This is a genomic window from Streptomyces albospinus, from assembly GCF_014648695.1.
GTDB classification, from domain to species: domain Bacteria; phylum Actinomycetota; class Actinomycetes; order Streptomycetales; family Streptomycetaceae; genus Streptomyces; species Streptomyces albospinus.
The window spans coordinates 52,761-61,193 of the sequence record NZ_BMRP01000039.1; the positions used below are offsets into that span (position 1 = coordinate 52,761).

Genomic DNA, 8,433 nt, shown 5'->3' on the forward strand with positions numbered 1-8,433 from the left:
GTCGGCCGGGTCCCGTGGAACACGGCCTGCGGAGCGTCCCCGCAGGTCACTCCCGGCAGGTCACTCCACGTGCGTGTCCGCCGCCTCGACCTCTTCGCGGGTGACGCCCAGCAGATAGAGCACGGTGTCCAGGAACGGCACATTGACCGCGGTGTGCGCGGCCTCGCGTACCACCGGCTTGGCGTTGAAGGCCACCCCCAGGCCCGCTGTGTTGAGCATGTCCAGGTCATTGGCGCCGTCGCCGATCGCGACGGTCTGCGCCAGCGGCACCCCCGCCTCGTGGGCGAACCGCCGCAGCAGCCGGGCCTTGCCGGCCCGGTCCACGATCTCGCCGGTGACCCGCCCGGTGAACGTGCCGTCGACGATCTCCAGGGTGTTGGCGGAGGCGAAGTCCAACCCCAGCTCTTCCTTGAGCGCGTCGGTGACCTGGGTGAAACCGCCCGAGACCACGCCGACTTGGTAGCCGAGCCGCTTGAGCGTCCGCACGAGGGTGCGGGCGCCGGGGGTGAGCCGCACCTCCTTGCGCACGGCGTCCACGACGGACGCGTCCAGTCCGCGGAGCAGCTCGACCCGGGCGTGCAGCGACTGCTCGAAGTCCAGCTCCCCGCGCATCGCGGCGGCGGTCACCTCGGCGACCTCCGCCTCGCACCCGGCGTGCGCCGCGAAGAGCTCGATGACCTCGTCCTGGATGAGGGTGGAGTCCACGTCCATGACGACCAGCCGCTGCGCCCGGCGCTGGAGCCCGGCCGCGACCACCGCGACGTCCACCCCGAGCATCGCGGCCTCGGGGGCCAGGACACTGCGGAGCGCCTCGGTCTCCGCGCCGGAGACGGCGAACTCGACCGCCGTCACCGGGTACTTGGCGAGTCGGAAAATTCGGTCGATGTTGCCGCCCGTGGCCGTTATGGCGGCGGCGATGGCGGCCGTCGACTCGGCGGTGAGCGGGTGCCCCAGCACGGTGACGTGGGACCGTCCGGTGCCGCGCGGGCGGTTGTCGCCGCGGCCGGAGATGATCTCCGCCTGGAGGTTCAGCGACTCGGCCCAGCTGTGCACGGTCGCCCGGAGGTCGCCCTCGGTCGAACCGTGGGAGCCCTCGGTGGGGGTGGGGGCGGTGACCAGTGCGCACAGCGTGATGCGCCCCCGGGTCACCACCTGCTCGATGTCCACGACATCGACGGAGTAGGCGGCGAGGGTGTCGAAGAGGCCCGCGGTGATGCCGGGCCGGTCCTTACCGAAGATCTTCACGAGGAGGGTCGGTACGTCTTCGCCTGGTACGGCGGTGGCAGGCGGGGTCTGCGATGCGCTCATGGTGCCTTTACGGTAACCGGCGGGGGCCCGCACCCGTACGGGTGTCCGGGGTTCGGACCGCGGGTCCGCCCGACTGCCGCGCCCGCTGCCGGACGGAGCGCCCCGGAGCGGCCGGCCGCCGGTGGCCGCCGTCGATCGTTATGGACTCGTGTCCGGGCCGTTCCGTTGTACCGGCCCGGGTGAGCGGACTGGCGCCCCAACTCGCCTTTTGGTAAGGCGATTTCGGCCGCGCGAGGCCGTGCGGAGCGGGACGCATCACCGGCAACCTCGTGATTGCCGGGCATTCCGGGCCCTTCCGGCCCTCCGGGAGGGTTCGCCGGGCGTCAACTGGAGCCCCGCGCACCCCAGTCCCGTCCCGGTTTCCGGTCAGCGGGCCGAGCCTGAAATAGTTCCTCACGATGTTCGCCATCCCTAGACTTCCCATACAGGGCGTCACTCGGGGGACTATGTAATGGGGCATGGAGTGCCTGAGCTCGTACTCGAATTGAACGGAAGGACCTGGACGCTCGATCCGTCCAGGTCCTACAGCGTGGGCCGTGATCCGCAGGGCGACATGGTGCTCGACGACGCCAGGGTCTCCTGGCGGCACGCCACCGTCCGCTGGTCCGGACAGAGCTGGATCGTCGAAGACCACGGCAGCACCAACGGCACCTACGTCCAGGGCCGGCGGATCCAGCAGCTGGAGATCGGCCCCGGCACCGCCGTGCATCTGGGCAACGCCACCGACGGCCCCCGGATGAGCCTGTCCGCCGCCGCGGCCCCCGCCGACGCCTACAGCGCGCAGCCCGCGATGGCGCCGCAGCAGCAGGGCTGGCAGGCGCCGCCCGCGCAGCAGCAGGCCCCGCAGCCGCCCGCCCAGCAGGGCTGGCAGGCCCCGCCGCAGGGCCAGCAGCCGCCGTACGTCCCGCCCCAGCAGGCCCAGCAGCCGCCGCAGGGCGGGCCCCGGCAGGCCGTTCCCCCGCAGGGGCCCGACGGCGCCCAGGGGCGCCCGGCCCCGCAGGCCCAGGGCGACCGTAGCCCGACCACCTTCCACCGCCTGGACACGGGCCGCGTGATGCGGATCGGCCGTGCGCTGGAGAACGAGCTGGTCGTCTCCGACCTCCAGGTCTCCCGCCACCACGCCGAGTTCCGGGCCACCCCCGACGGCCGGTTCGAGATCCGCGACCTGGGCAGCCACAACGGCACCTACGTCAACGGTCAGCCGGTCCCCAAGTCCGGCACGGCGCTGATCGGCCCGAACGACACCGTCGGCGTCGGCCACTCCACCTTCCGGCTGGTCGGCGACCGCCTGGAGGAGTTCGTCGACACCGGCGAGGTCTCCTTCTCGGCCCGCCATCTGACTGTCACCGTCGACGGCGGCAAGCAGATCCTCAAGGACGTCTCCTTCGGCGTCCCCGAGAAGTCGCTGATCGCCGTCATCGGCCCCTCCGGCTCCGGCAAGTCGACGCTCCTCAAGGCGCTGACCGGCTACCGCCCCGCCAACCAGGGCGACGTCCTCTACGACCACCGGAACCTCTACAAGCACTTCGCCGAGCTGCGCCAGCGCATCGGCCTGGTCCCGCAGGACGACATCCTCCACAAGGAGCTGACCGTCCAGAAGGCGCTGCGCTACGCCGCCAAGCTCCGCTTCCCCGGCGACACCGCGGAGTCCGAGCGCGAGGCCCGCATCGGCGAGGTGCTGCGCGAGCTCAAGCTCGACATCCACAAGGACAAGAAGGTCACCTCGCTCTCCGGCGGCCAGCGCAAGCGCGTCTCGGTCGCCCTGGAGCTGCTGACCAAGCCCTCGCTGATCTTCCTGGACGAGCCGACCTCGGGTCTGGACCCGGGCATGGACCGCGACGTCATGCAGCTGCTGCGCGGCCTCGCCGACGACGGCCGCACGGTCCTGGTCGTGACGCACTCGGTGGCCGAACTCGCCCTGTGCGACCGGCTGCTGGTGATGGCCCCGGGCGGTTCGGTGGCCTACTTCGGCCCGCCCGAGGAAGCGCTGAACTTCTTCCAGTACGAGACCTGGGCGGACGTCTTCTCGGCGTTCGAGAACTACCGCGACTACGACTGGGCGGGCCGCTGGCGCGGCTCCCCGCACTTCCAGCTGTACGCCGCGGACGTCGACTCGGTCGCCCCGCAGTCGGTCAACGTCCAGGCGCCGCCGGCCCGCATCCAGAAGTCGCAGAGCTGGGGCTCGCAGCTGTGGACGCTGATGCGGCGCTATGTCTCGGTGCTCGCCTCCGACCGCGGCTTCCTCGCCCTGATGGTGATCCTGCCGGCGGTGCTCGGCGTGGTCTCGCTGCTGATCCCCAGCGACTACGGCCTCGGCTACGGCCCGGCGAACAGGCACCAGACCAACCGCGACGCGAGCACCATCGCGCTGATCCTCGCGGTCGGCATGTGCTTCTCCGGCGCGGCCAACTCGGTCCGTGAGCTGATCAAGGAGCGGGTCATCTACGAGCGCGAACGGGCCACCGGCCTGTCGCGGTCGGCGTATCTGATGTCCAAGGTCATCGTGCTCGGGGTGGTCACCGCCGTCCAGGGCGTGATCATCTCGGCCATCGGCTTCTCCACCCGCAAGATGCCGGCCGAGGGCCTGATCATCGCCAAGACCCCGGCGATCGAGATGGCGCTGGCGATCATCGCTCTCGGCTTCACCTCGATGATGGTCGGCCTGATCATCTCCTCGCTGGTCAAGACCGCCGAGAAGACCATGCCGCTGCTGGTCATGTTCGCCATCGTCCAGGTCGTCTTCACCGGCGTGCTCTTCCAGCTGTTCGACACCGCCGGCGTCTCCCAGTTCTCCTGGCTGATGCCGTCCCGCTGGGCCGTCGCCGCGCTGGGCGCGACCGCCGACATGAACACCCTGCTGCCGTGGGAGGTGGGCCACCCCGACCCGCTGTGGAAGCACCAGACCGGCGTCTACGTGATGGACGTGGTCATCCTGCTCGCGCTGGGCGTCGGGCTCGCCTTCGTCGTCGCGCGACTGCTGCGCCGCCACGAGCCGGAGGTCATGCGCAAGTAGCGCGTGCGGTCACCGCATGGCAGCGCCGAGGGGCGGCACCCGATCGTGGGTGCCGCCCCTCGGCGGTGTGCGCGTGGCCGCGGCTCGTGGAACGTCCGGCTCAGTAGGCCGAGTTGACGTGGTCCATGGAGCCGTACATCGCAGCCGCGTACTTGCAGGCGGCGGTGATGTTGGCGACCGGGTCGTAGATGTTCCAGGAGGTGCCGGGCACGTGGTACCGGCGGAAGGTCGGGTCGATGACCTGGAGCAGGCCCTTGGAGGGTATGCCCTTCTGCGCGTTGGAGTCCCAGAGGTTGATCGCCATCGGGTTGCCGGAGGACTCCCGCATCAGGTTGCGGTAGATGCCGTTGTAGCTGCCCGGGATGCCGTGCGCGGCCATGACGTTCAGCGACTGGCGGATCCAGCTGTCCACGGTGTGGCCGTAGGTCTTGATCGTCTTCGGGGCGGAGGCGGGTACGGCGGCGGGGAGGGCGGCGGGGAGGGCGGTGCGGTCGGTGGAGCGGCTCGCGGCCTCGCTGGCCTTGTGCTCCGTGTCGGCCTTCGCCTCGGCCTCGGCCTTGGCGGCTGCCTCGGCCTTCTTCTTGGCCGCCACGGCCTCGGCCTTGCCCTGCGCGGCGGACTCGTCGGCCTGCTTGGCGATCGTGGCCCGCTGGGTCTGCGCTGCGACGTCGACCGCGCTGAAGGCCACCGGCTTCGCGTTCACGTTCTGGGCGACGGCCTCGCTCTTGCCATGGCCGGCAGCAGCACCCGGGACGACGGCGAAGACCAGCGCGGCGGCACCGGCGGCGGCGACACCGGCGGCGGAGAGCTTGTGGGTGCGGGTCAGGTTCAGACCGGAAATGGAGTGCTTGGGCATGGCGGGACGACCTCTTCCAATGGGGGACATCGCACGGGCCTTGAGCGGCGCAGAACGCCGAGTTCTGATCACGGCGCCGAGCGACGGGAGCCATTCTTAGCGGCCGGAAATTCGCCGAGCAACGGTGTGACATACGACCCGGGTTAGTGGAACCGGGGGTGCCCGGAATGCGTCCAAGGTGGCATTTCCGCAGCTCACGCGGTCTTTATATGACCACTAACCGGGGTCGTAAGTGATGTGCGCCCTATGCGCGGGGTCACACTGGGCAGGGGATTATCTCGCCAGCAGTAATTGCAAACGCACACCCTGTGTGCATTCTGTGTGCTTCAGACTTCGACCAGCACTTGGTCAAGGGACTTCCGTACCAGATCAGGAACCTCGCAGTCCGCCGCGGGGTATCCCACGGGGAGAACCGCGAACGCTTTCTCGTTCGCCGGCCGCCCCAGGACCTCCTGGAGGAACCGCATCGGGCTCGGCGTGTGCACCAGCGCCGCCAGCCCCGACAGATGCAGGGCGGACAGCAGCATGCCGACCGCGATGCCCACCGACTCGTCCACGTAGTAGTGCTTGCGCCGGCTGCCGTCCGGCCCCAGCCAGTGCCGCTGCTGGAAGACCACGATCAGCTGCGGCGCATCCGTCAGATGCGGCTTGACCTCGTCGGTGCCCAGGGGGCGCAGCGCCGCCAGCCACTCCTCGCCCAGCCGCCCCTCGTAGGAGCGGCGCTCCTCGGCCTCCGCCGCCTCCCGGATCCGGCGGCGCACCGCGGGGTCCTCGACCAGCACGAACGTCCACGGCTGCTGATGTGCCCCGGACGGCGCGGTGGCCGCGCAGGCGATCGCGTCCCGCACCACCTGCTCCGGCACCGGGTCGGGGGCGAACTGCCGCACCGTCCGCCGCCGCTCCATCCGCTCCCGCAGCTCGGCGGCCCGGGCCAGCGACTCGGCCGCCGGCATCCGCGCGGGCCGGTACGGCACCGGCCGGTAGGGCTCTCCATGGGTCGGCGTCCAGCTCCGGGAGGGATCCGTTGTAGATGACATGCACCGAGTCTGGAACTCAGCCCGGCAGTACCAGGTGCAGATCACCGAATTCATGCCACAGGTAGTGCCGCGCCACCGCCGCCTCGTAGGCGCGCCGCAGCACCTCCCGGTCCGCCACCGCCTCCAGCATCAGCAGATGTGACGTGCTGGGGTCGTGCAGCCCGGTGAGCAGGCCGTCCACCGCCCGCACCCCGCGCTCCGGGGTCACCACCAGATCCGTCCAGCCGGCCACCGGCCGCACCCGCCCGTCCGCCCCGGTCGCCGACTCCAGCGCCCGTACGGCCGTGGTGCCCACCGCCACGATCCGCCCGCCCGCCACCCGGGGAGCCGCCCGGCGCCGCGCCCGCGCCGCGTTCACCAGCCACGCCGAGACCGGCGGCACCACGAACCGCTCCGGATACGGCGGCTCGAAATCCTCCGCCGACGCCACTCCGGTGTGCAGCGAGATCGGCGCGAACCGCACCCCCGCACTCACCAGCCGCGCCACCAGCTCCGCCGTGAACGGCCGGGCCGCACTCGGCATCTCCGCGCTGCCGCCGCCGGCGGAGTCCACCGCGAACACCGTCTGGTACGCGGCCAGCGGCTGGTCCCGGTCCGTGTAGCCGTACCGGATCGGCCGCCCGTACCGCCGCAGCAGCTCCGGAACGCCGGTCCCCGACGGCCGCGCCCACCACAGCCGCGCGCTCGCCGGATCCACCGGTGTCTCCAGGGTCAGCCGCGCCCCGCCCGGCAGCCGCACCACCGCCCCCGCCGGGCCGCCCGCCCGCTCCCGGGTGCTGCCCCGCCCGTCGGGCCGGCGCAGCTCCACGGCCCAGCACCCGGCCACCGCCGGACCCGCCGGATGCCGGCGGTCCGCCCGCGTCGAGAAGTGCACCACCACCGGCTCCCCGCGCCCCCGGCCGTCCCCGACGCGCCCGTCCACCGCCGCCGGCAGCGTCCGCGAGGTGTTCACCACCAGCACGTCACCGGGCGCCAGCAGCTCGGGCAGCTCGCCGAAGGCATGGTCACTCGGCTCGGCCGCAGCTCCGGTCCCCCGGCTCACCAGCAGCCGTACGGCGTCCCGGCCCAGCCCCGGCCCCCGCTGCTCGGCCGGCACCCGGGCCGACAGCTCCTCCGGGACGCTCACCAGCTCCGTGATCACCGGGCACCGTCCCGCAGCTCCGCCGCGGTGTAGCGCCCGCTGGCCGGCCGCTCGTCCAGCAGCCGCAGCAGCGCCGGCACGACCGTGGCCGGCAGCGGGCGCCCGGAGCCGTCGTCGAGCGGGACCGCCGCCGCGTACAGGTCCGTGCGCATGTCGCCCGGATCCGCCCACCACACCCGCAGCCCCGGCTCCTCCTCCGCCGGCACTGCCGACTGCTGCTCCAGCGCCGCCTTCGTCGCCCCGTACCCGCCCCAGGTCGGATACGCCTCGACGGCCGCATCCGAGCTGATGGAGAGGATTGCCCCGCTTGTCCCTATATAAGGGGACTCATTCTCCTTGAGGGGTAAGTCGCTATTGCCGGGTTCACCCCCATCCGGTCCCCCCGTACTCGATCGCTCTGTGGCCGATCGTCTGCCACCCGGGCCCTCCGTATCCGATGCCCCTATATAAGGGGACAACATCCCATTCACGCCTGAATGGGATGTAACGGGTGAATGGGGCGATCCGGAAGAGTCGGAGGCGGTGCGCAGCAAGGGCAGCGCCTCCTGGACGAGCCCCAGCGGCGCCACCACGTTCACCTCCAGCGCCGCCCGCAGCCCGTCCAGCGGCTGCTCCGCCAGTCGCACCAGGGGCTCCGCCCCCAGCACGCTCGCGTTGTTCACCAGCAGGTCCAGCCCGCCCAGCTCCCGTGCCGCGGCCACCAGCGCCGCCCGGTGCCCGCCATCCGCCACATCCCCGGGCAGCGCCACCACCCGCGCCCCGGCATCCCGCAGCTCGCGCGCCGCCGCCTCCAGCGGTCCGGCCGACCTGGCGTCCACCGCCAGGTCCCAGCCGCGCCCGGCCAGTGCGGCGGCCAGCTCCCGCCCGAGCCCCTTCGACGCCCCCGTGATGATCGCCACCGGCATGATCGCGTCCCCTCGTCGGGGCCGGGCCCGCTGCCCCGCGCCCTCGCCCTCACCGTAGGAATCCGGCTGCCCCGGGGGCGTCGGTCGCCGGACGGGCCGTCCGGGGGCATTCGGCCTAGGTGTGTTGTCCCGGCACGTTGGTGACAGGCGACATGCACCGTCCGGGTGCTTGA

6 protein-coding genes are annotated in these 8,433 nt (G+C 71.9%); 1 reads left to right on the forward strand and 5 read right to left on the reverse strand.

Annotated features, from left to right (window positions below; translation table 11 throughout):
* Positions 1-60 precede the first annotated feature (60 nt).
* On the reverse strand, positions 61-1,308 hold the full coding sequence (gene serB, locus IEZ17_RS33205; RefSeq protein WP_189306719.1) for a phosphoserine phosphatase SerB: 1,248 nt from the start codon (positions 1,306-1,308) through the stop codon (positions 61-63).
* Positions 1,309-1,759: 451 nt separating this feature from the next.
* Between serB and IEZ17_RS33210 the strand changes: the two genes are divergently transcribed.
* Positions 1,760-4,321, forward strand: coding sequence for an ABC transporter ATP-binding protein/permease (locus tag IEZ17_RS33210; protein ID WP_189306721.1), 2,562 nt, complete (start codon positions 1,760-1,762; stop codon positions 4,319-4,321).
* Positions 4,322-4,421: 100 nt separating this feature from the next.
* Here IEZ17_RS33210 and IEZ17_RS33215 read toward each other — a convergent pair whose 3' ends face one another.
* The 4 genes from IEZ17_RS33215 to IEZ17_RS33230 form a co-directional block, all read right to left on the reverse strand.
* Positions 4,422-5,177 (reverse strand): transglycosylase SLT domain-containing protein, encoded by a 756-nt coding sequence (locus IEZ17_RS33215; protein ID WP_189306722.1) that lies wholly within the window; start codon positions 5,175-5,177, stop codon positions 4,422-4,424.
* Between the two features lie 326 nt (positions 5,178-5,503).
* Positions 5,504-6,214, reverse strand: coding sequence for a nitroreductase family protein (locus IEZ17_RS33220; protein ID WP_189306724.1), 711 nt, complete (start codon positions 6,212-6,214; stop codon positions 5,504-5,506).
* 16 nt (positions 6,215-6,230) lie between these two features.
* Positions 6,231-7,352 carry an S-adenosylmethionine:tRNA ribosyltransferase-isomerase gene (locus tag IEZ17_RS33225; RefSeq protein WP_189306732.1) on the reverse strand — a complete coding sequence of 374 codons (1,122 nt, stop codon included), beginning with the start codon at positions 7,350-7,352 and terminating at the stop codon, positions 6,231-6,233.
* Positions 7,352-8,260, reverse strand: coding sequence for an SDR family NAD(P)-dependent oxidoreductase (locus IEZ17_RS33230; protein ID WP_189306726.1), 909 nt, complete (start codon positions 8,258-8,260; stop codon positions 7,352-7,354). Before IEZ17_RS33230 ends, IEZ17_RS33225 begins: the two co-directional genes overlap by 1 nt.
* Positions 8,261-8,433: the final 173 nt, after the last annotated feature.